Below are 25963 nucleotides of genomic sequence, written 5' to 3'. Positions count from 1 at the left end.
TCCTTTAAGCCTAAACCTGCAGCCAGAATGTCACTGGGCCATCATTAACCAAAGACACTTTCATGTCGGCTGCGAATCGGCCACGTTCCGTTGGTAACACTGATTCACACTGGTCAGAGAAATAGTTATAAAGACGCTCAGCATCTTCTGGGTGAGCACCACGAGAGAACCCTGCTCGAGTCCCTTTCTTGGTATCGGCCGGCAGAGTGAATTGAGACACCACTAATACCTTACCTTCTACTTGCTTCACGTTGAGGTTCATTTTATCGTCTTCGTCTCCAAAGACACGATAAGTGGTCACTCGTTCCATCAAACGTTTGGCTTTGGCTTCGTCGTCACCTTTTTCTACGCCTAACAAAACTAATAAGCCTTGTTCAATCTCACCAACTAATTCGCCATCAACACGGACGGCAGCTTCACTTACTCTCTGGATCAGTGCTATCACTGTTGTTTCCTTGCTCTGTGATTTTGTCTTTATCCGACGAGTGTACCATTTCTTTCGAGTCACTCCACTGTTCCTGCTCACCCAATGCAGCGGTCACCTCAGCACCCACCAGCACAATCAACCAGCACAAATAAACCCAGACAAAAAGAATTGGTATTGCCGCCAATGCGCCATAAATCAACTGGTAAGAAGGGAATTGAGTAATGTAGGCCGCGAAGCCTTTCTTACTGAGTTCGAACAACAGAGCCGCCACTAGAGAACCTGCAGCCGCATGAGAAAAGTGTATCTTTTTGTTGGGAACCAACAGGTACAGACCGAAAAACGCAAAGAAAGAGAGAATCAAAGGCAGTTTGCGAATTACGGTATTAAAGGCGCCAGATACGACTTCATTTTGTAGCAGACTGAGCGATGTCACATACGAAGTGGCAGCAATACTCGCACCAACCAAGATCGGCCCAAGTGTTAGCACCATCCAGTACATTGAGAACGACAATACCGCACGTCGCTTCTCATTAACACGCCAGATGTAGTTTAGGTTCTTATCGATATTCGAGATCAACATCAGTGCCGCAATGAACAAGAACACACTACCGACCGCCGTCATCTTACCCGTGTTGGCAACAAACTCGAGCAAGGCACCGTGCACCGCATCTCCTGACGCTGGAACAAAGTTGATAATAACGAAGTTTTGAATCACGATACCAACATCAGCAAAGATGGAAAATGATGACAAGATAGAGAGCAGAACCGTCAACATCGGTACGATCGAGAGCAAAGTAATGTACGCCAAGTAGCCCGCATTCACGTTGACTCTATCGTGCGTCATTCGCGCCAAAAGATAGCGAGAAAACTGAATACTGAGTGTGGCGACCTTTTTTATCTTCAACTTGTAACTCCCTTGTAACTCGTTCATAGTCCTAATTAATATTCCGACATATTAATCACAGTAAGTAAATGTTCAAAAATAGCGCAGGAAAAAGGCTTGAGAACAAGGCAGATTTTTTGATAAGTAGTTATTCTACAATCAAAAATTCTAACGCCGTTATCGAGCATTTTAACAAGCTAGGTTGGGCAGTTATTTACTACGATTGATATTATTTAACTATAGGAAACTAGGATGCCTTATTTAATAGTTATAGTCCTCTCTATTTTTACTCTTACTGGATGCCAGTCAGCTTATTACTCCGCCATGGAGCAAGTGGGTTACCACAAGCGTGACATTATGGTTGATAGAGTGGAAGACGCTAAAGAGTCACAGCAGGATGCTCAGGAAGAGTTTACCAGCGCACTTGAAGCACTCAGCAGCCTGACTAACTTCAGTGGCGGCGACCTTGAAGACATGTACAACCAAATCAATGATAAATACCAAGACAGCGAGAAAGCCGCGCAAAATGTCAGTGACCGCATTGCTGCGATTGAAGATGTGTCGGATGCGCTGTTTGAAGAGTGGCAGAGTGAGTTAGATCTCTACACCAGTGATTCACTGCGCCGCTCGAGCGAGCAAAAACTTCGTGAAACTAAATTGTCTTACCAAACGATGCTGTCAGCAATGAAGCGCGCCGAGAAGAAAATGGACCCAGTGCTCAATACCCTTCGCGACAACACGCTTTACTTGAAGCACAACCTCAATGCGAGCGCTGTCGGCTCGCTGCAAGGTGAGTTTATGAGCTTAGAAAAAGACATCGCCTATGCAATAGAGCAGATGAATGCGGCAATAGCAGAGTCGGATAAATTCCTAGCTCAACTCAATCAGAAGTAGTGCCATTAGAAGCGAATTAAGATAAACCCGTATGAACCCAATCATTGTTACTGGCGGCCCAGGGGCTGGTAAAACCACACTAATTAATGCCTTGGGTGACATGGGTTACCCGATATTCGCTGAGTCCTCTCGCCAGTTAATCGAACAGCAGAGTCAACTTGAGAACGGTATCTTACCTTGGTTAGACCTTCCAGGCTTTGCTCGCCTATGTTTAACCGTCATGAGCGAACACAAAGACCAAGCCAGTCAGCATCCTGTTGCCTTTCTCGATCGCGCCATTCCAGATATCTGTGGCTACTTGGCTCAGGCGAAACTAGAGATAAACACAACCTACCGAGAAGCGAGCCAAGGTTATCACCCCCAAGTGTTGTTCTGTCGCCCCGAGGCTTCAATTTATGTACAAGATGATGTGAGACCTTATCCGTTTGAGGAGGCGTTAGAGATTCACCACGCGTTAGAAAGAGTCTACCAAGAACTTGGTTATGAGGTGGTTGAAGTGCCGTTTATGCCAGTCGAAGAACGGCTTCAATTCGTTGAGCGTTACTTAGGTATCAAAAGCTAGATCCCCAACTCGGTCGTTCCTCCCTCTTGAGGATGACGAAATCTCGTTTAACCGTATCTAAACAAACTAAAAAACAAAAGCCCCGAGCAGCTAGGCTACTCGGGGCTTTCTTACTTATTCTAAAACGTATTGCTTGTTAGCTAGAAGCTAGTCAGCTGGCAATTAAGCCTTAGCTGGACGTGCTGCACGCTTACGTTCGTTTTCAGTAAGAAGCTTCTTACGGATACGAATGCTTACTGGCGTTACTTCTACTAGTTCGTCTTCGTCGATGAACTCAAGAGCTTGCTCTAGAGTGTGACGGATAGGTGGCGAAAGAACCTGTGCTTCATCAGTACCAGATGCACGAACGTTCGTTAGCTGCTTACCTTTCAGACAGTTTACTGTTAGGTCGTTTGAACGGTTGTGAATACCGATGATTTGACCTTCGTATACTTCATCCGCGTGCTCAGCAAATAGACGACCACGTTCTTGTAGGTTGAATAGTGCGTAAGTCAGAGCTTTACCAGTTGCGTTCGAGATTAGAACACCGTTGTTACGTTGACCGATTACGCCGCCTTTGTGAGGACCGTAGTGATCAAATGAGTGGTAAAGAAGACCAGAACCAGACGTTAGAGTTAGGAACTCAGTTTGGAAACCGATAAGACCACGAGAAGGCATCATGAAGTCCATGCGAACACGGCCTTTGCCATCTGGAGACATATCAGTTAGCTCACCTTTACGTAGACCGATGTTTTCCATGATGCCACCTTGGTGCTCTTCAAGCACGTCGATAGTCACAGTTTCAAACGGTTCAGTTAGGTTGCCATCTTCGTCTTTCTTGATGATAACTTCTGGACGAGATACAGCTAGCTCGAAACCTTCACGACGCATGTTTTCGATCAGGATAGATAGGTGAAGTTCACCACGACCTGAAACACGGAAACGATCTGGGTTATCAGTTTCTTCAACACGTAGTGCAACGTTGTGTACTAGTTCTTTCTCTAGACGCTCAAGGATGTTACGTGAAGTAACGAACTTACCTTCTTTACCCGCGAACGGAGAAGTGTTTACTTGGAACGTCATTGTTACTGTTGGTTCATCAACAGAAAGCGGAGTCATTGCTTCAACATTGTTTACGTCACAGATAGTGTCTGAAATTTTCAGCTCACCAAGACCAGTGATTGCAATGATGTCGCCAGCGTTAGCTTGCTCAACTTCGTGACGGTCAAGACCTAGGTAACCAAGAACTGTACCTACTTTACCGTTACGTTTTTTGCCTTCTGCATTGACGATAGTTACTTGTTGGTTTGGTTTAACAGAACCACGAGTAACACGAGCAACACCGATAACACCTACGTAAGAGCTGTAATCAAGTTGCGAAATTTGCATTTGTAGTGGACCGTCAAGGTCAACTGCAGGCGCGTCTACTGTATCAACAACAGCTTGGAACAATGGTTCCATGTTCTCGCCAGTTTCGCCTTCAGTCATTGTTGCCCAGCCGTTTAGAGCTGAAGCGTAAACAACTGTGAAGTCTAGTTGCTCATCAGTAGCACCTAGGTTGTCGAAAAGGTCGAATACTTGATCCATAACCCAATCAGGACGAGCGCCTGGGCGGTCAATCTTGTTGATTACAACGATTGGCTTAAGACCGTGTGCGAATGCTTTTTGCGTTACGAAACGAGTTTGAGGCATTGGGCCATCAACTGCGTCAACGATAAGCAGAACAGAGTCAACCATAGACATGATACGCTCAACTTCACCACCGAAGTCCGCGTGTCCCGGAGTATCTACGATGTTGATGCGGTAATCATTCCAGTTGATTGCTGTGTTCTTAGCAAGAATGGTAATGCCACGCTCTTTTTCGATGTCATTCGAATCCATGACACGCTCTTCAGCTTCACCACGAGACTCAAGAGTGCCTGACTGTTGTAGCAGTTTATCAACCAAAGTCGTTTTACCGTGGTCAACGTGCGCGATGATCGCGATATTTCTTAACTTATCAATCTGTGGAGTAGACATGGATTCTCGATTCACTCATAAAAGTAGCCGTCACTTATCTCAAAAGTTTGGATAATAACCGCTAGCTTGATTTAAAAAACGGTCAATAATATACCAGATTCTAGACAAAAACCCAGAAATATGTGATCTGAACCGGGGCTTTTTTCTTTATTAGCGATTCATATCCGCTTAACTTTGATTCAGTACAGTGTTGAACAGCCCAATTCGTAGGACTCTAAAAAAGTATCACCTGCGAGTGGCGAACCAAATCTCCCGCAAAATAACAAAAGTGGATTGACAACTTAGGCAATTCATTGCTGAATGGTGCTCGCTTATGTCTCATATTGGTGCACAGACAAACAATTGCACCAATAAGGTGCGACCGGAGATCATTTTGGTGCAAAAACCAGATTAAGAAAAATCGCAAAACAAGTAAATCATTGAAATTAATGGAATAATTTTTTTGGCACGTTTTTGGCAGTAGATAAATCAGCATCGATTAATGCACTTATAGACATTAATCAATGCTAGTTTCAACCGAATCGAGCTAATACCGAATTAATAACACTGGAGGTTATCCAAGATGTCAGTAGAAAATGTACTATCCCTGATCCAAGAGAACGAAGTTAAATTTATCGACTTACGTTTTACTGATACAAAAGGTAAAGAGCAGCATATCTCTATTCCTTCTCACCAAGTTGATGCAGACTTCTTCGAAGAAGGCAAAATGTTTGACGGCTCTTCAGTAGCTGGTTGGAAAGGCATTAACGAATCTGACATGGTAATGATGCCAGACGCAGCATCTGCTGTACTGGACCCATTCACAGAAGACGCAACGCTAAACATCCGTTGTGACATCCTAGAGCCTGCAACAATGCAAGGCTACGACCGTGACCCACGCTCTATCGCTAAACGTTCTGAAGAGTACCTACGTTCTACAGGTATCGCAGACACAGTTCTAGTTGGTCCAGAGCCAGAATTCTTCCTATTTGACGACGTTAAGTTCTCAAACGACATGTCTGGTTCTTTCTTCAAGATCGATGACGTAGAAGCAGCTTGGAACACAGGTTCTGACTTCGAAGGCGGTAACAAAGGTCACCGTCCTGGCGTTAAAGGCGGTTACTTCCCAGTAGCTCCAGTAGATTCATCTCAAGACATCCGTTCAGCAATGTGTCTAGTAATGGAAGAGATGGGCCTAGTTGTTGAAGCTCACCACCATGAAGTAGCAACTGCGGGTCAAAACGAAATCGCTACTCGCTTCAACACGCTAACAGCGAAAGCTGATGAAACTCAAATCTACAAGTACGTTGTACACAACGTTGCTCACGCATTTGGTAAAACAGCGACATTCATGCCTAAGCCACTAGTTGGTGACAACGGTTCTGGTATGCACGTTCACCAATCTCTAGCAAAAGACGGCGTTAACCTGTTTGCTGGTGATAAGTACGGCGGCCTATCTGAAATGGCTCTTTACTACATCGGTGGTGTAATCAAGCACGCTCGTGCAATCAACGCGTTTGCTAACCCATCAACTAACTCGTACAAGCGTCTTGTACCTGGTTTCGAAGCACCTGTAATGCTTGCTTACTCAGCACGTAACCGTTCTGCTTCTATCCGTATCCCAGTAGTACCAAGCCCTAAAGCACGTCGTATCGAGCTACGTTTTGGTGACCCAGCAGCTAACCCATACCTATGCTACTCAGCAATGCTTATGGCTGGCCTTGACGGCATCAAGAACAAGATTCACCCAGGCGAAGCTATGGATAAAGATCTATACGACCTTCCTGCAGAAGAAGCAGCTGAAATCCCAACAGTTGCAGAATCTCTACAAGAAGCTCTAGCAGCGCTTAGCGAAGACCGTGAGTTCCTAACAGCTGGCGGCGTATTCTCTGACGATTTCATCGATTCTTACATCACTCTGAAATCTGACGACGTACAACGCGTGAACATGGCTACACACCCACTTGAGTTTGAACTGTACTACTCAGTTTAATCTCCTGTAGAGATAAGCCATTTCTTACTGCAACCTTGTAAGAATCGCTGACTAAATATTAGGCTCGCCTCGCAGGCGGGCCTTTTTTATATTCTCCCTCCCCCCGCTTCCTCGTACCATACCTTAGACAAAAGCCCTCAGAGGCTGTCGCGCTAAATACAATAAAACCAACGCCAAACGTGAAATCACCTAGCGGTGAAAAGAGGCTAAAGATATGAAAAACATACTGTTCCTAATCGGGTTAACAGTCGCGCTCTCGTGCTCTGCTCAAACGGTGTATACCTGGATAGATGAAGATGGCGTGCTCCACTTTAGTGATAACCCTAGCGCTCAAGATGCCGAGGCTCTTCGCCTGCCAGATGTGCAAGCTTCAGCACCCGCCCCTAAATTTGAGGCCTCAACTCCGGTTGACGCTGCTGCTTCCTCTACAACTAAAACGGCAACGCCAGCCAAAACTCAGGCAGAAACCGAAACCACAAAGCGCGAGGTTCCTACTCAATTAGCCCTCACCATGTTGACTCCAGTTCATGATCAAACCATTCGTAGTAATCGCGGCTTAATCCCGATTCAGATAGAACTCAACCGAAAGCTTGGTATAGGTGAGCAATTACAATTGATGCTCGATGGCCGTCGATATGGCGCCCCACAGACCCAACCTATTTGGGAATTAAAAGGTATCGAACGAGGTACTCACACCATTGCAATTCAAGCACATAGAAGCGGCAAGCTTATTGCATCTACTAGTCCAGTCACCGTGTATTTACATCGAGCGACGCTCAAGTAGGCCAATGTGTTAAAAGAGGCCAAATAACCTCTACTTTTCACCTAATCGAAGCAGCTTTCAGCGACTCTAATGAATTATCTTTAGCTTCTGGTTGATATGCGCCATACTTGAACTTAGCTACGCACCAATTTGGTGCAGTGAGAAAAACACCAGTTCAAGGACGAAATAGTGAATCGATCAGCCAAAAGCGACAGCATAGATACACACCATCTTTCCAGCGCCATTCTCGACAATATGGTGACTTCGACATTAATGCTCGATGAGCAATTGTATGTCCGATACGCAAATCCGGCGGCTGAGCAGCTCTTTTCACAGAGCGCACGACGCATCGTTGATCATCCACTGAGCCAACTTATCCAACACGCTTCACTTGATTTGGCGCTTCTGACGCAACCGCTACAAAGTGGCCAGAGCATTACCGACAGTGACGTTACCTTCGTTGTTGATAACCGCCCACTGATGCTTGAAGTCACGGTTAGCCCAATATCTTGGCAGCGAGAGACGCTGTTATTGGTTGAGATGCGCAAGATAGACCAGCAAAGACGCCTTAGCCAAGAGCTCAACCAACATGCACAACAACAAGCGGCTAAGTTGCTGGTACGCGGGTTAGCACATGAGATCAAAAATCCACTCGGTGGCTTAAGAGGTGCGGCGCAGTTACTTGGGAAAATGCTTCCTGATCAGTCTCTTAATGAATATACGCAGATCATTATTGAGCAAGCCGACCGCTTAAGAGCATTAGTCGACCGTCTGCTTGGCCCACAGAAGCCGGGGACTAAATCAGAAGAGAACCTTCACCAGATACTTGAGAAAGTCAGGCAGCTCGTAGAGCTCGAATCGGGTTCAACGCTCGCCATCGAAAGGGATTACGACCCGAGCCTACCGGACATCTTGATGGATTCGGCACAGGTTGAACAAGCGATGCTCAATATCGTGAGCAATGCAGCGCAGATTCTAAAGACTCAAGATTCTGGCAAAATCACCATTCGCACCAGAACGGTGCATCAAGCAAATATTCACGGGCAGCGACACAAACTCGCAGCTCGTATTGAGATCAGCGACAACGGTCCGGGCATCCCCGATGATTTAAAAGACACGCTGTTTTACCCAATGGTCAGCGGACGAGAAGGTGGAACAGGGCTGGGGCTATCGATTTCTCAAAACCTGATCGATCAACACAATGGGAAAATTGATGTTGAAAGCTGGCCAGGCAACACCACATTCACGATTTATCTACCGATTTAGGTCATAAGAACCTCGCTATTGGACAGCGAGATGAAAGGCTTAGCTCGGTAACACAAAGATTAAGACATCATAAAAACAACAATGATTATCACAATAGATTTGGCTGCAAAGGAATTGAATTATGAGTAAGGGATACGTTTGGGTCGTCGATGACGACAGCTCTATCCGCTGGGTAGTAGAGAAAACACTTTCATCTGCGGATATTAAGTGTGAAACATTTGCTGATGCTGAGAGCGTGTTGCTTGCGCTTGAGCGCGAGACACCGGACGTATTGGTGTCTGACATTCGCATGCCCGGCATTGACGGGATTGAGCTGTTGCATCAGGTTCATCAACGCTCTCCCGACCTGCCCGTGATCATTATGACCGCGCACTCAGACCTTGATGCGGCGGTGAATGCTTATCAAAAAGGCGCCTTTGAATATCTTCCAAAGCCGTTCGATATTGATGAAACACTGACTCTAGTCGAACGAGCGATCGCGCACAGCCAAGAGCAGAAACGCGAACAAGCCAGTGAGGTCGCTGAAGACACCAACGCGCCAGAAATCATCGGTGAAGCACCGGCAATGCAGGAGGTTTTCCGAGCGATTGGCCGTTTGTCTCGCTCATCCATATCCGTGCTGATCAATGGTGAATCGGGTACCGGTAAAGAATTGGTCGCTCACGCTCTGCATCGTCACAGCCCAAGAGCTAAGAAGCCCTTCATTGCCTTGAACATGGCAGCAATCCCCAAAGATCTGATCGAGTCTGAACTGTTTGGCCACGAAAAAGGCGCTTTTACTGGCGCTAACAGTGTTCGCCAAGGACGCTTTGAACAAGCCAACGGCGGTACTCTGTTTCTTGATGAAATAGGCGATATGCCACTCGATATTCAGACTCGACTACTGCGCGTGCTTTCTGATGGCCAATTTTATCGCGTCGGCGGTCACTCTGCAGTTAAGGTAGACGTTCGTATCGTTGCAGCAACCCACCAAGATCTTGAGCGCTTGGTGCATGACGGTGGTTTCCGTGAAGACCTTTTCCATCGACTGAACGTTATCCGAATCCATATTCCGGCACTGCGCGAACGTAAACAAGACATTGAAAAGCTGACTCACCACTTCCTAGCATCCGCCGCTGAAGAGCTTGGTGTAGAAGTGAAGACACTGCACTCTGAGACCATCATGAAGCTCAATCAGCTAAATTGGCCGGGTAACGTACGTCAGCTTGAGAACATCTGTCGTTGGCTCACAGTCATGGCGAGCGGCAGTGAAATACTCCCTTCAGACTTGCCTCCAGAACTGTTGGAAGAAAAAGTGGTGACCACTTCAGGGACGGGAGACAACTGGCAACAACTGCTCGCTAATTGGGCAAAGTGTGCGCTTGATTCAGGAGAAAAAGAGCTGCTCACTTATGCTCTGCCAGAATTTGAACGTATACTGCTAGAAGCTGCACTCCACCACACTAATGGTCATAAACAGGATGCAGCTAAGGTTTTGGGATGGGGAAGAAACACCCTAACTCGTAAACTCAAAGAACTGTACTAGACCTTATATGATTCTCGATGCAGCTACTTTTTAACCAAAAAAGTGTCGCTTGGTTTGAATAGTGTCGGTACAATTACAGTACACTATTCACCAAAGTTGTAGCTAAAGATGTCTTTGAAAACACAAATTACTTTGAGAACCGCAGTGGTTCTGCCATTCGTGATGATTTTTCTGTTCACTATGGGTGTAATGGTTTTCACTCAAAAGCTAAGCTACAAAGAGATGGTGAGTGATGTTAGTGCACGCCAGCTGACATCACTGACTGACAATGTTCATCAAAGCCTGTCTAATTTTTTAGAAAAGCCATTTCACGCCAACCTCTCGCTCAGCCATAACATCGGCTACCACCATCTTTATCAAGCAGGCAATCTTAGTAAGGTCCAAGACTATATTTTTTATACGTTTTCAGACCATTACACTGCTGTACCTCAACTCGATGCGATCGGCTTTGGTTCTGAAGATGGTAACTACGTCGGTTTCCGCAAAGAAGCCAACAAAGGCTACACCTTGATGGTGCAAGACGAACGCACCAATGATCAGCTGGTCATTTACCGTGGCAGCAAAATTAGTGAAGACATTCGATCGGTGATTTCAGGTTACGATCCTAGAATCCGTCCTTGGTACACACCCATTGCGACACAGAAAAAACCGTTATGGTCACCAATTTATGCCAATGCTGACGAACGTCAAGAAATCACCTTATCTGCTCTAGCGCCTATCTATGATGATAATGAATTCAAAGCCGTCGTAGTCAGCGACATCAAAATCAATACCTTCAATGCGTTTCTCAGAAAGCTCAAAGATAGAACGGATGCCTCTGTTTACATCATCGATAAGCAGCAACGCTTGGTCGCGCACTCAGGCGGAGACAGTGTCGTTTCATGGGGCACAGGACAAACCAACAAAGGGCAACGCAAACTAGCAACAGAGAGTGCTAATCCAGTCATACGTGAGAGTGCTAGCTACGTAGAGCAATTCCACCTAATCGAGAATTTGGGCGAGCAGCGCTTTAGTTTTAGCCTAGACAACGAACGCTACTTCAACCAAATCACCCCATACGAAGATGAGCACGGGCTCACGTGGTTTATTGGGGTGTCGATCCCTGAAAGCAATCTGCTCGGTGAATTGCCAGAAAATCAAAGAAACAGTTGGTTGCTTGGGCTAGCACTGAGCTGCATTGGGGTCATTGCAGGATTAATTGCCTTTAATCGCGCAACCCAACCCATCACCTCGACAGCGGATGCGGCAAAACGCCTTGCTAAGGGCGATTGGGACGCGAGCATGCCAAAAACAGGGCATATATATGAAACCAGCATGTTGGTCGAGTCATTCAATGAAATGACCAACAACTTAAAGGCTTCGTTTCATGCATTACAGTCTCAACTTACCTATGACTCATTAACCAAGCTATACAGCCGTGAAGGCTTTATTGACGCTGCCAAGAAACACCCCGACAACGAAAAAGGCACACTGTATTTGATTGGTATTGATCGCTTCCGAGACATCAATGACAGCCTAGGTCATTACAATGGCGACCAGCTACTTATCATTGCGGCCGCTCGTTTAAGAGGCACACTGCCATCCGAATACCTACTAGCTCGCACTGGTGGTGATGAGTTTGCCATCTACGCGCCAAACGTAACGCAAAGCGATGATGTTCAGCTGCTGACTAACCGCTTACTTCAAACCTTCGCTTCCCCATTTTCAATGGAATCGGAAAGCGTGGTGATTAAGGTATCGATGGGGATAGTGAATGTCTCGAATCTTCACGACATTACACTCCTGCTACGCAGCAGCAGCATTGCATTGAGCAATGCGAAACAAGACAAAACCAGTGTCTGTATTTATAGCCTTGAAATGGGCAAAGCATCGAGACATCGCACCAAGATGTTAGCGCGGATGAACCGAGCGATTGAGCTTCAACAGTTCGAACCGTTTTATCAGCCTATTATTGATCTGGAATCTGGCTCGACCATAGGAGCAGAAGCTTTAGCTCGCTGGATAACGGATGAAGGGGTGATCTCGCCACTCGAGTTCATTCCTCTCGCGGAAGAGAGCGGGCTCATTGACGATATCGGAAAACAAATTCTGCATAAGTCGTGTCGAGATACAGCCATCGCGATTGAGTCAGGAAAATGGAGCAAGGACTTCTCTATTCACGTTAACCTGTCGGTCGATCAACTGAGTGAAAGTGGCTTTGTGGAACAAGTAAAAGGCACGTTGCGAGACACAAATCTGCCAGCAAGCAACCTGACACTAGAGATCACCGAATCACGCATCGTCGACAACGACCCGACCATCATCGATAACATGCTGACTCTAAAAGCACTAGGGATATCAATTGCGATTGATGACTTTGGTACCGGCTATTCGTCACTGGCTTATTTACACAAACTGCCATTTGATTGCTTAAAGATCGATCGCAGCTTTGTCAGCAAACTTGATAAAGAGAACCTAGATAGCTCCATCGTCGCGGCCATCGTTAACATCACTAAGGGCTTCAAAGTAAGCTTGGTGGCAGAGGGCGTTGAAACACAGCAACAGGCTGAACTTCTCAAGCAGCTGCAGTGCCCGCTTGCTCAAGGCTTCTTATACAGTCGCCCAGTTCCGTTTGACCAATGGCCTACCGACCTCATCAACTCCAAGCAAAGTGCCAAGGTCAAACAAAATACCACTGAGAGTCTCACCTAAACCAGGCAGAAATCGAATGAGTCAGATACAAAAATGCCAGCATGATGCTGGCATTTTTTATTGTTCTATTCTCTATCGAGCGATTAGATAACGCGAGAGAATTGCTGCTGGCGAGCCTTTGCACGTAAGTATTTATCAAAACACATACAGATGTTACGGATCAGCAAACGGCCACGCAAAGTCACGCGGATTTCTTTGTCATCCACTTCAACCAACTCATCATTAATGAAGGTTTGCAGGAGCCCTAAGTCTTCTTTGAAGTAACCATTAAAGTCTACAGAAAACTCAGACTCGATCATGGTTTTATCAAGCTTAAAGTTACAGATAAGCTGTTTAATGACCTCACGACGCACTAGGTCATCACTGTCTAATACCACACCTTTCCAAAGTGCATGACGCAGGTCATTCACCTGAGCGTAATACTTCTTCAGCTCTTTTTGGTTTTGAGCGTAAGCATCACCGACCATAGAGATAGCAGAGACACCGAAACCAATTAAGTCAGCTTCACCTTGGGTCGTGTAGCCTTGGAAGTTACGATGCAGAATACCTTCACGCTGTGCTACGGCTAGCTCATCTTCAGGTAGTGCGAAGTGATCCATACCAATGAACTGGTAACCCGCTCCCGTTAGCGTCTCGATGGTATCTTGCAAGATAGCCATTTTCTCTTTCGCTTCAGGTAGATCTTCGTCTTTAATCTTACGCTGCGCCGCAAACAGCTGAGGCATGTGTGCGTAGTTAAATACCGATAAACGGCCCGGCTTCATTTCTAACACTTGCTTCAATGTTTCAGCGAACAAAGCTTGAGTCTGCTTTGGTAGGCCGTAGATCAAATCCAGGTTAGTTGAACGGAAGCCTAGCTCTTTCGCTCGTTTAACCATCGCAATGATGAACTCTTCATCTTGCTCACGGTTAACCAGTTTCTGCACTTCTTTATTGAAGTCTTGCACGCCAATGCTCAGGCGGTTGAAGCCTTCGTTACGCAGGTGGTCAAGTACGTCTAGCTCAATCTCACGCGGGTCAACTTCAATACTGATTTCAGCGTCAGCGGTGAAGTTAAACTCTTCACGCAAAATACTCATCAAACGAGTGATTTGTGTTTTGGTCAAGAACGTTGGCGTACCACCACCGAAGTGCAATTGCGTCACTTCACGGCCATTCAATAAAGAGGCGCGTTGGCGGATTTCATGTTCAATCACATCAAGGTACTCATCCGCTTTATGCGAGTGACGAGTAATGACTTTATTACAACCACAGTAGTAACAAAGCTTGTGGCAGAACGGGATATGCACGTAAAGAGAGAGTGGACGCTCAGGATATTGAGTACACGCCATGTCGTAATCAGCGACGGTAAACGCTTCATGAAACTCCAACGCAGTTGGGTATGAGGTGTAACGAGGTCCCGAATAGTTGTACTTGTTTAAGATCTCTTGATCCCAAACGATTTGCTGATTCGTTGTTACTGGCTTGCTCGACATAGCGGTATTTCCAATTTAGATCCGCGAGAACCTAAGGTCTCTCAAATCATTTTACATACATTAAAATATAGACGGGTTATTTTGCCACACGACCTGTAAGGTCGTTCCAAGACAAAATCAATTTTTTAGACAAAAACTCAGAACTGCTAGCTTGATCACTAACAAAGCGTCGGGATTAACGAGACGCAAAAGGTAAGAAGGCTCATTTAACACTATCTATAAAGATAAGGTGTCTCAAGAACACCCTGTATTAAACAAGCCTCTATTTTAAATAGTCTTAGCGACTAGATCATCTGAATGTTGATTTGGTTGTTGAGAGGTTTAACCTTCTCTTGCAACCTTTTCAGATCTTCAATGACCGCATCATTCAAGCGAGTCTCTGCCTTATGGCGCGTGAGATTCTGCTGCATGCGCTCTTTCTTCGTCAGTTCCTGTCTTGCCTCTCCGCGAGCCATATCTTTTACGATATGGTACAGCTCAGAAAGAGCAGGATACTCAGAATCAAAATCGACACGCTCATCACCCTGAACATTATCCATAATGATACACACTCGGATACTGATCTCAGGTAAGTCACATTGCCCTTGAATGCCCGCTAAGCACAAAGTATTTACGTTTTCGTAAATCGTCGCGTTGCGTTTTTCAATGGCTAGTGCTTGATGCTGCTTTTGCAACTCCGTCTGCTTCTTCACTTGAAGTAGAAGGTAACCTGCGTAAGAGCCCAAGCCGAGAATGATAATTCCACCAGCAATTGCTAATAAGGTTACGTTCACTGGCTATTAACCTTTAAAGCTGTCTAAATCGAAATCTTCGAATTGAGATAGCAAGTCTTCGTCAGAGCTCGCTTTCTTCTTAGAGGCAACCGGTGCTTCTTCGAAGATCTCTTCTTCATCGTCTTCTGGCTCTAGTAGACCTAAGCGGCCCATTAGGTGTTCGATACGATCAAGTTTCTCATCAACAAACTTCTGTAGACCAGCACCTAGGTTTTCACCATTTTCGATACGATCTAGGAGTGTGTTCAGTTGAGCGTCATTCTCAAGCATCTCTAACTCTTGTTCGTTAGATAGCTTGCGCTCTTGTTTAGTCGGCTTCTTCGCTGGTTCAACGATCAGCGGAATTTTTTTCTTGCTGCCTAAACGTGGATCACGAGCTTGTGCAGCTTTACGCTGTTTTGCTTCGCTACCATCTGAGTGACGGCTGCCAGACTTAAGGCCTTTACGCTTTTTAACACGCTTACGTTCACGACCTTCAACATCAGATTCACTACGGTTACGAGTAACCATAGGCTCCGGAGCGCCAAGTGCTCCCGGCTTTCTTGATTTCTTACTACGACCCATTACTGCACTTTCCTCAGTAAAATTACATCATTTCCAAAAAATTCTAGTTCGAGCTTATCCCGCTCTGCCAAAAACTGGAATGTTTGACGACTAAAGAAGACGACATGTGTCGGGTCATTCTTGTAGTGCCAACCAGCAAACGCGTCTACGTCTATTACTAGTTTAGTCATAAGACCAATCCAGCCCTTGGGTTTAACTAAATTCAACCATTGCTGCCACACTTTGTCTGGGTGATAAAGATGCTCTATCACCTCCGTGGCAGTCATAAAGTCATACGTTTTTTCCAACACAGAGGGTTCTGGGTGGTAATAGATATCGTACAACTCCATGGTGTGTCCGGCTTCTTCTAACATAATAGATAGCGTAGGGCCTGGGCCACAACCAAAATCCAACCCGTGTGAGTTAGATGAAATTTTGTCTGTTAGTGGATCCGCGATGCGAGATAAAAAGCGGCGATAGCCTGCATCACTAGGATCGTTCTCATGGAGATCATAGTGTGCTTTTTCTTCTTTTGCTTCTAACCTTTGTTCAGGTTTAACAAATACCAGTTCACATTGCTGACACTGCAGATAGGCTCTGCGTTTGTCTTCAAAATAGTGATTCACGCCTTGGTGATGGCATAAGGGACAAGTATACATAGCACATCCTTAAACAGGGATGCGAAACATACCAGAAACTGAGTTTATAGTGGAGAGGTATTGGGTGTTTTTTCATCAAATCAATAAAAAAAGCGATAGGAAAACCTATCGCTCTCTAAATCTGCCTATATCGGCCAAAATTTGCATACTCAACTTGGTACACAAATCTCCATTTGTTATTGGTGCTTTCCATGCCAAATTTGTTTGTTGTTCATCGTCCTGATGAGTTTTGGCTATCCTTTTCTAACACCTTGTTGCTGGGCTGTCCTAGCCTGATCCATTTCTGTCTATACCGTTAGACTAGATGATCATCCATATCTAAGTCAGCTCCTAGCTGATGGCGGTTACTTTACCGTGTTACAAAAAGACTACAAGAGTGCGACTTCACACTTTTGTACACAAATCGATCACACATTGATAAATCAGACATAAACACAAAACGCATTAATAAAACCAATACAAAAGAAAACGCCCCGACCATTACTGATCGGGGCGTCTCTTCAATCTCGCTCGAACGTACATTCCTTTACTCTGGCTAAGAGCAAGAAACCGACAAATTAGTGTAAACCACCAACGTACTTCGATAAGGTATCAATATCAGCGTCTGTTAACTTTTTAGCTACATCACGCATCATCGCATTCATGTCGTTATTACGGTCACCATCGCGGAATTTTTCAAGTTGAGCCTTGATGTAATCTGCGTGCTGACCTGAAATCTTAGGGAAACCAGAAAGTTCGGTACCATTACCACGAGGGCCATGACAAGCAATACACGCCGTTACGCCGCGTTCTGCGTTACCCGCTGTGTAAAGAACCTTACCTTCATCTACTACATTTTCAGGAGTAGAGTTACTAGAGATAGGTAGAGAGGCGTAGTATGCCGCTAGGTCAGCCATATCTTCTTCAGATAAAGGCATCGCCATTGCACCCATTACAGGTTCGTAACGACCTTGCTTACCACCACTTGTCATACCTAGCTTAAGCTCTTTTAACTGCTTCTCTAGATACTTCTCATGTTGACCAGCCAGCTTAGGGTACTGAGTGATCAGGCTGTTGCCGTCAGCACCGTGGCAGGCAACACATGTTTGTGATTTGGCTTTACCAGCTTCAATACTACCTTGAGCCCATACTGAGCAGCTGGCTAAAAGACTCAAAATTAGCGCTAATTTCTTCATGACATTCCATTATAATTATCAAGCTTCCAGTACCACTCTATGTTGCCACTCATGGTACAATAGGCGACCTTATGCCGAGCACGGTTATTTTACACAAATTCACAAAAAAGTAATCAATCGACTACACAAAGTCGAGATGGAGTTAACAGTGAGCGTAAAAATTCATTATCAAAACACGCATTTCATTACCAGTGCACCTGATATTCGTCATTTACCAGAAGACGAAGGGATCGAAATTGCGTTTGCAGGACGCTCCAATGCTGGTAAATCTAGCGCGCTAAATCGCGTTACAAACCAAAAAAGCTTGGCGAAAACCAGTAAAACACCCGGTCGAACTCAGCTAATCAACCTATTTAAGGTAACGGACGGTTGTCATATCGTCGATTTACCTGGATATGGCTTTGCTCAAGTACCACTTGAGATGAAGAAAAAATGGCAGAAGTCGCTAGGTGAATACCTACAACGACGTGAAAGCCTGAAAGGTTTAGTGGTATTGATGGATATCCGTCACCCAATGAAAGACCTTGACCAACAAATGATCTACTGGGCTATCGATAGCCGCATCCCAGTACAGGTTTTGTTAACAAAAGCAGACAAACTGAAAAGTGGTGCGCGTAAAGCACAGCTACTGAAAATCCGTAACGATGCAAAATCTTTCGGTGGTGATGTTGCGGTTGATGTCTTCTCTTCAATGAAGGGCATCGGCGTTGACCAACTGCGTGCCAAGATGGATGAGTGGTTTGCGCCTGCGCTTGCTGATCAAATCATTGATGAGTTAGCAGACGAAGAGCACAACGACTCAGAGTAGTTCCTCTACTTATCGCTATAGGTTAGAGCACTTACAACACGTGATTTAGCCTTATCAATGCCCCTCCTTATATAGGTGGGGTATTTTTTTGCCCAAAAATGAGTGAGTTAAGCCTAAGTTTTTAGTGTTAAAAATCGGATTTAGCCACTAAAACCAATAGAAGTGAACCATACTAAAAGACACATCTAAATAATCAGAACAATGAGAAAGGAATACTCATGTGGAAAACACCATTGGCAATCATTGCACTTATGTTGGTCTCACTGACAGGGTTTGCCTCTGAAGCAGAACAAGAACAAGAACAAGCCCCACTGATCAATGTCGATATGACCTTAGACCTCGATGGCATGGAAAAGTACGCCCAAGATGCGAGTGAGTCTCTTGAGGTGATATCGCAATCTTTGCAGGCGATAGTCAACAACCCCAACCTAAGCGACGACCAGCAACAAGCCCTCAATCAAACCGTTGAAAGCATCAATAAGCTTGCGAGCTCCACCAAGACATCCCTCAATCAACTGCCACAAGCCTTAGACCAATCTCGACTCGCCTTTAAACAAACCAGCCAAGTGCTGTTGGATGATATTCAGACTAAGATCATCATTGCGCTGGCGGCCGTTATCGCCGTCATTATTATCGCTTTGACCGCTATCTATCTGCTTATCCTGAAACCAATGCAGCAAACCTTGGTAAAAGCGACCAACAATATCTCTTCGATGGCGCAATCCATCCAGATCACCGCCGAAGCTCTGAAATATAGCACCGAGAAACAACAGAAAATCATGGATTACATTGAGCATTCACCGACTCAATACACTGATAAATAAGGCGTGAGCCATCAATCCTTTATCGATAACTTGTAAAATAAAAGTTATTTCAAGTGATAAAACAATCGACTTAGAGACGGATTTAAATTACCAAAATCTGATCGAATTCCAGATCTAAGGCAAATCAGGGGTTTATCACTGTGCTTGAGAAAGTGTAATAAAAGGCACTAAAAATGAGAGGTTTTACGGGGTAATTGCAGGGTGGAAATATTTTTCTTTCGCACAAGAAAAAACGCCCCAGTCAAATACTGACTGGGGCGGCTGAATCAGCCTAATCCAATAACGTGAAACAAAAGGTCTGAAAGATAGAACATCTTACCTCTGTACCCTACGAGATTTAATGTACAACAATTGCTCAGAAATGAAAACAACTTTTGTAGTTTTTTTTCATGAATGTTTTATTAAAACACCTAAATTCTTATTACGACTTAACTTTATTTGAGACAAAAAAAAGCCAGTGTTTGTGCACTGGCTCATACTAATTTGCTTATTAAGGTCAAAAACTGATTAGTGGGCTTGATCCCAGTTGTCACCGTGGCCAGCTTCCGCCACAAGCGGCACTTCTAGCTCTGCAGCGGATTCCATCAATTCTTGTACTTTACTTTCAATTTCGGCTAAAGATGACTCTTCCACTTCAAACACCAATTCATCGTGTACCTGCATAAGCAGTTTTACACGACCATCGCCTTCCGCTTGAATCCACTCATCCACCAACAACATCGCTTTCTTAATGATGTCCGCTGCTGTGCCTTGCATTGGCGCATTGATCGCCGCGCGTTCAGCAGCTTTACGACGCATGCCATTACGAGATTGAATCTCAGGAAGGTGCAGTCGACGACCGTAAATGGTTTCAACGAAGCCTTGCTCTGAAGCAGCACTGCGCGTGTCTTCCATATACTGCATTACGCCAGGGTAACGCTCGAAGTAAGTGTCCATGTAGTGCTGTGCTTCGCCACGAGGAATACCCAGTTGCTTAGCCAAGCCAAAGGCACTCATACCGTAGATAAGACCGAAGTTAACGGCTTTAGCACGACGACGTTGTTCAGTGGTCACACTCTCAATATCAACACCAATGATCTCAGCAGCCGTTGCCGCGTGGATATCTTTGCCTTGTTGGAATGCTTCCAGAAGCGCTTTATCACCCGAAAGGTGCGCCATGATACGCAATTCAATTTGAGAGTAATCGACCGCTAGAATCTTCCAACCATGTTGTGCAACGAATGCTTGGCGGATACGACGGCCTTCTTCATTACGAATTGGGATGTTCTGCAGGTTTGGATCTGTTGAAGACAATCGACCCGTTGCTGTCACCGCTTGGTGATAAGACGTATGAACACGACCCGTTTCAGCGTTGATCATCTTCGGTAGTTTATCTGTGTAGGTCGACTTTAGTTTCGCAAGGCCACGATACTCAATGATCAGCTTAGGTAGCGGGTAATCAAGAGCCAACTCTTGCAGCACTTCTTCGTTGGTTGAAGGTGCACCTGATGGCGTTTTCTTGATAACAGGCAGACCCATTTTCTCAAACAGGATCGCTTGCAGCTGTTTTGGCGAGTTCATGTTGAACTCTTGCTCTGCAATCTCGTAGGCTTTCTGTTCTAGCTCATCCAATCGAACCGCAATCTCTTGCGATTGAGCGCCCAGCAACATGTCATCGATGAATACGCCGGTACGTTCAATGCGAGACATTACAGGGATCAGTGGTACTTCGATTTCTTCATAGATGGCTTTTAGCTTTTCATCTTGCTCAATGTTTTCCATCAAACGGTTATGAAGACGTAAAGTCACGTCAGCATCTTCTGCTGCGTATGGAGACGCTTCACCCAGCTCAATCTGGTTGAAAGTAAGCTGCTTCTTACCTTTACCTGCGATTTGCTCAAATGAGATGCAGCTGTGCTGAAGGAAACGCAGCGCTAGGCTGTCCATATCATGCTTGCCGCCAACGCTATTAAAAACATAAGACGCTAGCATGGTGTCGTGCTTGATGCCTTTCATCTCGATACCGTAGCGCGCTAAAACGCTCATATCGTACTTCAGGTTTTGACCGACTTTAGCCTGTGCGTCATCTTCAAGAATCGGCTTAAGCTGTTCAAGTACCCAATCACGGTCGAGTTGTTGAGGTGCATCTAGGTAATCATGGGCAACCGGTACGTAAGCGGCAACGCCTTCTTCGGTTGCGAATGATAGACCAACAAGGTTAGCCACCATGTAGTCCAAGCTATCTGTTTCAGTATCAAAGGCAAACACCTCTGACGCTTTCAGTTTCTCTAGCCACGCATTAAAAGAGGCTTCATCTAAGATGGTTTCGTAGTTGCTGCGATCAATCGTCACTGCAGAGGTGTTCATTTCTACGGTAGAAGTGGTTGATGCCGTGCTGCTGCGCACTGCACCCGACTTCTCATCCGCCTCAACCACACCGCTGCCGCCTTCAAGTAGCTCGTTCAACCAAGATTTGAAGACCAGTTGACCGTATAGCTTAATCAGCTCATCCGTATTTGGTTGTGCTTTTACAAGCGACTCAGGTGTCTCTTCTAACTCGACGTCCAGTTTGATCGTTGCAAGCTCGTAAGACATCTCAGCGTTGTCTTTATTATCAATCAGCTTCTTAGCCATGGTTTTTGAACCACGGAAGCCAAGAGCGGCAATATCATCCAGGTTTTGATACAGCTTTTCGATGCTACCAATGCCTTGTAGTAGAGCAGTTGCTGTTTTGTCACCAACACCTGGAACGCCAGGAATGTTATCCACTTTATCGCCCATCAGTGCAAGGTAGTCGATAATCAGCTCAGGTGGGATGCCAAACTTCTCTATCACGCCTTCGCGATCCATAACCACGTTGGTCATGGTGTTGATCAAAGTAACGTTGTCATCAACCAGCTGCGCCATATCTTTATCGCCAGTACTGATCAAAACCGGCATGCCCGCTTTAGATGCTTGAGAAGCTAGCGTACCAATCACATCATCCGCTTCAACGCCTGGGATCGAGATAAGTGGTAGACCCATTGCGCGAATCACGTTGTGCAAAGGTTCGATCTGACAACGTAGATCATCCGGCATAGGTGGACGATTAGCCTTGTACTCTGGGTACATGTCATCACGGAACGTCTTTCCTTTTGCATCAAAAATAACCGCAATACGATCAGAAGCAAATTGACGCATCATGCTGCGCAGCATGTTAACTACACCGTAAACCGCGTTAGTCGGGATATCACCATTGCTCATGGTGCCAGGGTAAGCATGAAACGCGCGATATAGGTAAGAAGAGCCATCGATCAGAATCAATGGATTATCAGGAATACGAGCCATAATGTTTGTGTATCCAGTAAGTACAGAAATTATCTGTTAAGAATGCCACGTCTGTTGGTTGGATTCCACGTTGTCGATCTGTATCCGTTCACTCGGTTGTGTTCGTTATAATCGATTTGTTGTTATTTTTTGTTCTTAGACGCAAGCGTTCTGTGGATAACTCTGTTTATATTATTTATCCACCCTGTTGAGAACTACGGTGAACAACTCAAAAAACACCAATAAACAACTGAAAATAAAGAATAATTTTACAGATCGAACAGATGATCAACGATCTTTTCTCGATCTTGCGTTGTGGAAAAGAATGCTGATGGCGTTTTATTCATAAAAATACGTGCCACTAAATATGCATCTTGTTGAAATGGTAGGTATAAAAAAAAGCGACACCCGAAGATGTCGCCTAGCAAAAACCGGTAAAGCCATTCAAATTGAATACCACAGCTTTACCTAAAAGCTATAAATTACACTGGAAGCAATGTGAGCAATGTCGTGTCAAAAAGAACTTAGTACAAGTTCGCGAGAATTCTGTTGGGTAACCAAGTAGATACTTGAGTACTTAACATCCTTGTGAACATTTCCTCATTCCCTAAGACGAAGTTAATAATAATGATTCTCATTTAATAGTCAACAATTAAATGAGAATAAATCTCATTTGATTTATAAACCGTTAACAGCAGTGCTTAAATTTGCTTCAAAAAATGGATTCTATGGTCATTAATGTCTTCTTTTTCTTCAAATCTTTCGATTAGGTAACCGTTTCTCAATAACAGGCGCAACATTGCAGGGAACTGGTTACGAGACTTAACCTTTAACTGTCTGTAGCCCTGCTCTTTCGCCCACTGTTCCTGAACGTCTAATTGCGCCTGTGCAACGCCTTTGTTCCTCGCGAGCGGTGACACGCCACCAAACCAGCTGTAAAAAGTATCTTGATCCAATTCATAGCCGATCTTAAAGCCAAGCAACACGCCAGCTTCTTCAGCCACTAAGATAAGGCTCTTTTTCCCTGCCAGCCGCTCTGACAGAGAAGCGACACTCTCTTTTTTAGCGAACTCAGAGATCTGCTCGACCACAGACACCACTTCTTCTAAAGAACCTTCACGTACGACAACTGACATCTTATTCATCCTTATAAACGAAAGGGCTGGCACAATGGCCAACCCTTTACTGATCACTTAAGTGAGATCTACACGGTTACTTTTCTTTTAAATGCTCAGCAGCTTGTGCGTTATCTTCAGCAAGCCACTCTGCGACATCTTTAGCGAAGTAAGTAAGAATGCCATCAGCGCCAGCACGCTTAAAGCACAACAGTGATTCCATGACGGTTTCGCGCTCTTTCAGCCAGCCGTTTTGAATCGCCGCTTTGTGCATCGCGTATTCACCAGATACTTGGTAAGCAAACGTAGGCGCTTGCAGTTCGTGCTTAACACGACGAACAATATCAAGGTAAGGCATGCCTGGTTTCACCATCACCATGTCCGCACCTTCATTAAGATCCATCGCGACTTCATGAATCGCTTCATCGCTGTTGGCTGGATCCATCTGGTAGTTCTTCTTGTTACCACCTTTCAGGTTCGAAGCACTGCCAACTGCATCACGGAATGGGCCGTAGTAGCACGATGCATATTTTGCAGAGTACGCCATAATCTGAGTATGAATATGGCCCGCTTCTTCTAACGCTTCACGGATCTTACCAATGCGACCATCCATCATATCCGATGGGGCAACTACGTCAGCACCCGCTTCAGCGTGTGATAATGCTTGCTTGATCAAGACTTCAGTCGTCTCGTCATTCATCACGTAACCATCTTCATCGATGATGCCGTCTTGGCCGTGAGTGGTGAACGGGTCTAGTGCTACGTCAGTAATAACGCCAATGTTTGGCACATGCTCTTTTAGTAAACGTACAGCGCGCTGCACCAAACCTTCTGAGTTATGAGCTTCAGCTGCGCATAAACTTTTAGCATCTTGGTTCACGACTGGAAATAGAGCAATCGCAGGAACACCCAGCTTTGACAGGTAATCTGCTTCCTCAAGCATGTAGTCGATCGACAAGCGTTCAACACCTGGCATTGACTCGACAGGCTCGCGGCGGTCTTTACCCATCAGGATAAACATTGGGTAGATTAGATCATCCACAGACAATTGATTTTCTGCCATTAGGCGACGGCTAAAGTCGTGCTTACGCATACGGCGCATACGGCGACCTGGGAATTGACCTTGAATTGAAACAGACACTAGATTCTCCTTGCCTAGTCTAAGCACCGAAATACTTAGATATGAAAAGTGCTAAATACAGGCAAAAGCATATCACTGATGGCTCAGGACGCTAGCAGTAAAATATGAAACCCACTCAAAAATAGGGATAAATGGCAAAAAATGACCTTCTCCTCACACTGCCGTATACTCATGACAACTCAGTAAAGACCGCTTTCAGGACAAAACAATGATCGACACCCATGCTCATATTTACGCTAGCGAATTCGATGAAGACCGCGAACAAGTTGTGCAGCGCGCACTGGCTCAAGGGATTGATACCATTCTATTGCCGAACATCGATTTAGAATCTATCGAACCAATGTTAGCAACGGAAGCGCAGTTTCCTGATGTGTGCCGTTCAATGATGGGCTTACACCCTTGTTATGTGGATGCGAATATCGAGCAAACCCTCAAAACCATTCGGGCTTGGTTTGATAAGCATGACTTTATCGCCGTGGGTGAGATTGGTATCGACTTGTACTGGGATAAAACCTTCAAGGCTGAACAAGAGATGGCGTTTGTGACTCAACTGCAGTGGGCAAAAGAGCTTGATCTACCTGTGGTGATCCACACTCGTGATTCCATTGAAGAGACACTTGCCCTACTTCGTAAAGAACAAGATGGCAGCTTACGCGGGGTATTCCATTGCTTTGGTAGCAGCTTAGAGGAAGCTCAAGCGATCAACGAGCTAGGATTTCATTTAGGTTTAGGCGGCGTTTCGACCTTTAAGAACTCTGGGATGGACAAGGTGATCCCACATCTCGATATGGATTACGTCATTCTAGAGACAGATTGCCCATACTTGGCACCAACACCGAATCGCGGTAAACGCAATGAACCAGCCTACACAGAATTAGTAGCAAAACGCATCGCCGAATTACGCGGAATTACCCTTGAAGAAGTCGAAAACATAACCACCAAAAATGCTAAGGCATTGTTTAATTTATGACAAATCTATTAATAAGTAATTATTACGAATTTTTCCTGAATTTATTTGAGAAAGCTAAGTGACATGTATAGTATCAACCACCTGCATATGGAGGTAGTTGATTATGTGTGACCATTCACAACACTTACAACGTCAACATCGAACCCTATGGCATAAAATTTGGTTCATCGCGGATTAGCGGGAACTAAAAACAAAAACGGTAGTAAGTGATATG

General features: G+C 45.1%; 21 protein-coding genes. 10 read left to right on the top strand and 11 right to left on the bottom strand.

Going from position 1 to position 25963, the window contains the following annotated elements:
* Positions 1 to 10: 10 nt before the first annotated feature.
* Positions 11 to 445 carry a D-aminoacyl-tRNA deacylase gene (dtd, locus tag A6D97_RS18940; protein ID WP_065585029.1) on the bottom strand — a complete coding sequence of 145 codons (435 nt, stop codon included), beginning with the start codon at positions 443 to 445 and terminating at the stop codon, positions 11 to 13.
* Positions 417 to 1358, bottom strand: coding sequence for a virulence factor BrkB family protein (locus tag A6D97_RS18935; protein ID WP_032546762.1), 942 nt, complete (start codon positions 1356 to 1358; stop codon positions 417 to 419). Before A6D97_RS18935 ends, dtd begins: the two co-directional genes overlap by 29 nt.
* A gap of 204 nt (positions 1359 to 1562) precedes the next feature.
* Between A6D97_RS18935 and A6D97_RS18930 the strand changes: the two genes are divergently transcribed.
* Positions 1563 to 2204 (top strand): DUF2959 domain-containing protein, encoded by a 642-nt coding sequence (locus A6D97_RS18930; RefSeq protein WP_029235101.1) that lies wholly within the window; start codon positions 1563 to 1565, stop codon positions 2202 to 2204.
* 31 nt (positions 2205 to 2235) lie between these two features.
* Entirely contained in the window at positions 2236 to 2766 is a 531-nt protein-coding gene (locus tag A6D97_RS18925) for an AAA family ATPase (protein WP_065585028.1), read from the top strand.
* Positions 2767 to 2928: 162 nt separating this feature from the next.
* On the opposite strand, the gene typA is transcribed toward A6D97_RS18925, so the two are convergent.
* On the bottom strand, positions 2929 to 4764 hold the full coding sequence (gene typA, locus A6D97_RS18920) for a translational GTPase TypA (protein WP_017059220.1): 1836 nt from the start codon (positions 4762 to 4764) through the stop codon (positions 2929 to 2931).
* A gap of 562 nt (positions 4765 to 5326) precedes the next feature.
* On the opposite strand from typA, the gene glnA reads away from it, so the two are divergent.
* From glnA to A6D97_RS18895, 5 genes are all read left to right on the top strand, one after another.
* Positions 5327 to 6736 (top strand): glutamate--ammonia ligase, encoded by a 1410-nt coding sequence (glnA, locus tag A6D97_RS18915; protein ID WP_017059221.1) that lies wholly within the window; start codon positions 5327 to 5329, stop codon positions 6734 to 6736.
* Between the two features lie 214 nt (positions 6737 to 6950).
* Positions 6951 to 7520: a DUF4124 domain-containing protein gene (locus tag A6D97_RS18910; protein WP_065585027.1), complete on the top strand. Its 570-nt coding sequence runs from the start codon at positions 6951 to 6953 to the stop codon at positions 7518 to 7520.
* Positions 7521 to 7688: 168 nt separating this feature from the next.
* Entirely contained in the window at positions 7689 to 8765 is a 1077-nt protein-coding gene (glnL, locus tag A6D97_RS18905; protein ID WP_019826501.1) for a nitrogen regulation protein NR(II), read from the top strand.
* A 121-nt stretch (positions 8766 to 8886) separates the two neighbouring features.
* A complete protein-coding gene (glnG, locus tag A6D97_RS18900; RefSeq protein ID WP_065585026.1) occupies positions 8887 to 10290 on the top strand; it encodes a nitrogen regulation protein NR(I) in 1404 nt (467 codons plus the stop codon).
* A gap of 108 nt (positions 10291 to 10398) precedes the next feature.
* Positions 10399 to 12981, top strand: coding sequence for a GGDEF and EAL domain-containing protein (locus A6D97_RS18895; RefSeq protein WP_065585025.1), 2583 nt, complete (start codon positions 10399 to 10401; stop codon positions 12979 to 12981).
* An 83-nt stretch (positions 12982 to 13064) separates the two neighbouring features.
* Here A6D97_RS18895 and hemN read toward each other — a convergent pair whose 3' ends face one another.
* From hemN to A6D97_RS18870, 5 genes are all read right to left on the bottom strand, one after another.
* Positions 13065 to 14456 (bottom strand): oxygen-independent coproporphyrinogen III oxidase, encoded by a 1392-nt coding sequence (hemN, locus tag A6D97_RS18890; protein ID WP_017060165.1) that lies wholly within the window; start codon positions 14454 to 14456, stop codon positions 13065 to 13067.
* A gap of 284 nt (positions 14457 to 14740) precedes the next feature.
* Complete coding sequence (locus tag A6D97_RS18885; protein WP_017060164.1) at positions 14741 to 15229, bottom strand: DUF2489 domain-containing protein; 489 nt, start codon at positions 15227 to 15229, stop codon at positions 14741 to 14743.
* Positions 15230 to 15235: 6 nt separating this feature from the next.
* On the bottom strand, positions 15236 to 15793 hold the full coding sequence (gene yihI, locus A6D97_RS18880) for a Der GTPase-activating protein YihI (protein ID WP_017060163.1): 558 nt from the start codon (positions 15791 to 15793) through the stop codon (positions 15236 to 15238).
* A complete protein-coding gene (locus tag A6D97_RS18875; RefSeq protein WP_010433503.1) occupies positions 15793 to 16431 on the bottom strand; it encodes a class I SAM-dependent methyltransferase in 639 nt (212 codons plus the stop codon). The genes yihI and A6D97_RS18875 overlap by 1 nt, the downstream gene beginning before the upstream one ends.
* 557 nt (positions 16432 to 16988) lie before the next feature.
* Positions 16989 to 17606, bottom strand: a complete 618-nt coding sequence (locus tag A6D97_RS18870; protein WP_012602993.1) for a c-type cytochrome — start codon at positions 17604 to 17606, stop codon at positions 16989 to 16991.
* 148 nt (positions 17607 to 17754) lie between these two features.
* Between A6D97_RS18870 and yihA the strand changes: the two genes are divergently transcribed.
* Positions 17755 to 18414, top strand: a complete 660-nt coding sequence (yihA, locus tag A6D97_RS18865) for a ribosome biogenesis GTP-binding protein YihA/YsxC (RefSeq protein WP_017060162.1) — start codon at positions 17755 to 17757, stop codon at positions 18412 to 18414.
* Between the two features lie 218 nt (positions 18415 to 18632).
* Positions 18633 to 19238, top strand: a complete 606-nt coding sequence (locus A6D97_RS18860) for a GTP-binding protein (RefSeq protein ID WP_065585024.1) — start codon at positions 18633 to 18635, stop codon at positions 19236 to 19238.
* Positions 19239 to 19745: 507 nt separating this feature from the next.
* Here the strand turns inward: A6D97_RS18860 and polA are convergent.
* The 3 genes from polA to hemB all read right to left on the bottom strand — a co-directional run bounded on the left by polA (position 19746) and on the right by hemB (position 24779).
* Complete coding sequence (polA, locus tag A6D97_RS18855; protein ID WP_017063055.1) at positions 19746 to 22544, bottom strand: DNA polymerase I; 2799 nt, start codon at positions 22542 to 22544, stop codon at positions 19746 to 19748.
* A 680-nt stretch (positions 22545 to 23224) separates the two neighbouring features.
* Positions 23225 to 23659 (bottom strand): GNAT family N-acetyltransferase, encoded by a 435-nt coding sequence (locus A6D97_RS18850; RefSeq protein WP_017063054.1) that lies wholly within the window; start codon positions 23657 to 23659, stop codon positions 23225 to 23227.
* A gap of 76 nt (positions 23660 to 23735) precedes the next feature.
* On the bottom strand, positions 23736 to 24779 hold the full coding sequence (gene hemB, locus A6D97_RS18845; protein WP_017060158.1) for a porphobilinogen synthase: 1044 nt from the start codon (positions 24777 to 24779) through the stop codon (positions 23736 to 23738).
* Positions 24780 to 24987: 208 nt separating this feature from the next.
* Here hemB and A6D97_RS18840 point away from each other — a divergent pair, with 208 nt between their 5' ends.
* Entirely contained in the window at positions 24988 to 25749 is a 762-nt protein-coding gene (locus tag A6D97_RS18840; protein ID WP_017063053.1) for a TatD family hydrolase, read from the top strand.
* Positions 25750 to 25963 lie beyond the last annotated feature (214 nt).

The organism is Vibrio sp. ZF57, assembly GCF_001691235.1.
Lineage (GTDB): Bacteria > Pseudomonadota > Gammaproteobacteria > Enterobacterales > Vibrionaceae > Vibrio > Vibrio crassostreae_C.
The sequence above is the reverse complement of the archived record's forward strand: the minus strand, read 5'-3'. Positions and strand labels throughout refer to the sequence as shown.

Coding starts and splice junctions, on each gene's coding strand:
- A6D97_RS18935 (WP_032546762.1), bottom strand. CDS start 1,358: ATGAACGAGTTACAAGGGAGTTACAAGTTGAAGATAAAAAAGGTCGCC.
- A6D97_RS18930 (WP_029235101.1), top strand. CDS start 1,563: ATGCCTTATTTAATAGTTATAGTCCTCTCTATTTTTACTCTTACTGGA.
- A6D97_RS18925 (WP_065585028.1), top strand. CDS start 2,236: ATGAACCCAATCATTGTTACTGGCGGCCCAGGGGCTGGTAAAACCACA.
- typA (WP_017059220.1), bottom strand. CDS start 4,764: ATGTCTACTCCACAGATTGATAAGTTAAGAAATATCGCGATCATCGCG.
- glnA (WP_017059221.1), top strand. CDS start 5,327: ATGTCAGTAGAAAATGTACTATCCCTGATCCAAGAGAACGAAGTTAAA.
- A6D97_RS18910 (WP_065585027.1), top strand. CDS start 6,951: ATGAAAAACATACTGTTCCTAATCGGGTTAACAGTCGCGCTCTCGTGC.
- glnG (WP_065585026.1), top strand. CDS start 8,887: ATGAGTAAGGGATACGTTTGGGTCGTCGATGACGACAGCTCTATCCGC.
- A6D97_RS18895 (WP_065585025.1), top strand. CDS start 10,399: ATGTCTTTGAAAACACAAATTACTTTGAGAACCGCAGTGGTTCTGCCA.
- hemN (WP_017060165.1), bottom strand. CDS start 14,456: ATGTCGAGCAAGCCAGTAACAACGAATCAGCAAATCGTTTGGGATCAA.
- yihI (WP_017060163.1), bottom strand. CDS start 15,793: ATGGGTCGTAGTAAGAAATCAAGAAAGCCGGGAGCACTTGGCGCTCCG.
- A6D97_RS18875 (WP_010433503.1), bottom strand. CDS start 16,431: ATGTATACTTGTCCCTTATGCCATCACCAAGGCGTGAATCACTATTTT.
- A6D97_RS18870 (WP_012602993.1), bottom strand. CDS start 17,606: ATGAAGAAATTAGCGCTAATTTTGAGTCTTTTAGCCAGCTGCTCAGTA.
- A6D97_RS18860 (WP_065585024.1), top strand. CDS start 18,633: ATGTGGAAAACACCATTGGCAATCATTGCACTTATGTTGGTCTCACTG.
- polA (WP_017063055.1), bottom strand. CDS start 22,544: ATGGCTCGTATTCCTGATAATCCATTGATTCTGATCGATGGCTCTTCT.
- A6D97_RS18850 (WP_017063054.1), bottom strand. CDS start 23,659: ATGTCAGTTGTCGTACGTGAAGGTTCTTTAGAAGAAGTGGTGTCTGTG.
- A6D97_RS18840 (WP_017063053.1), top strand. CDS start 24,988: ATGATCGACACCCATGCTCATATTTACGCTAGCGAATTCGATGAAGAC.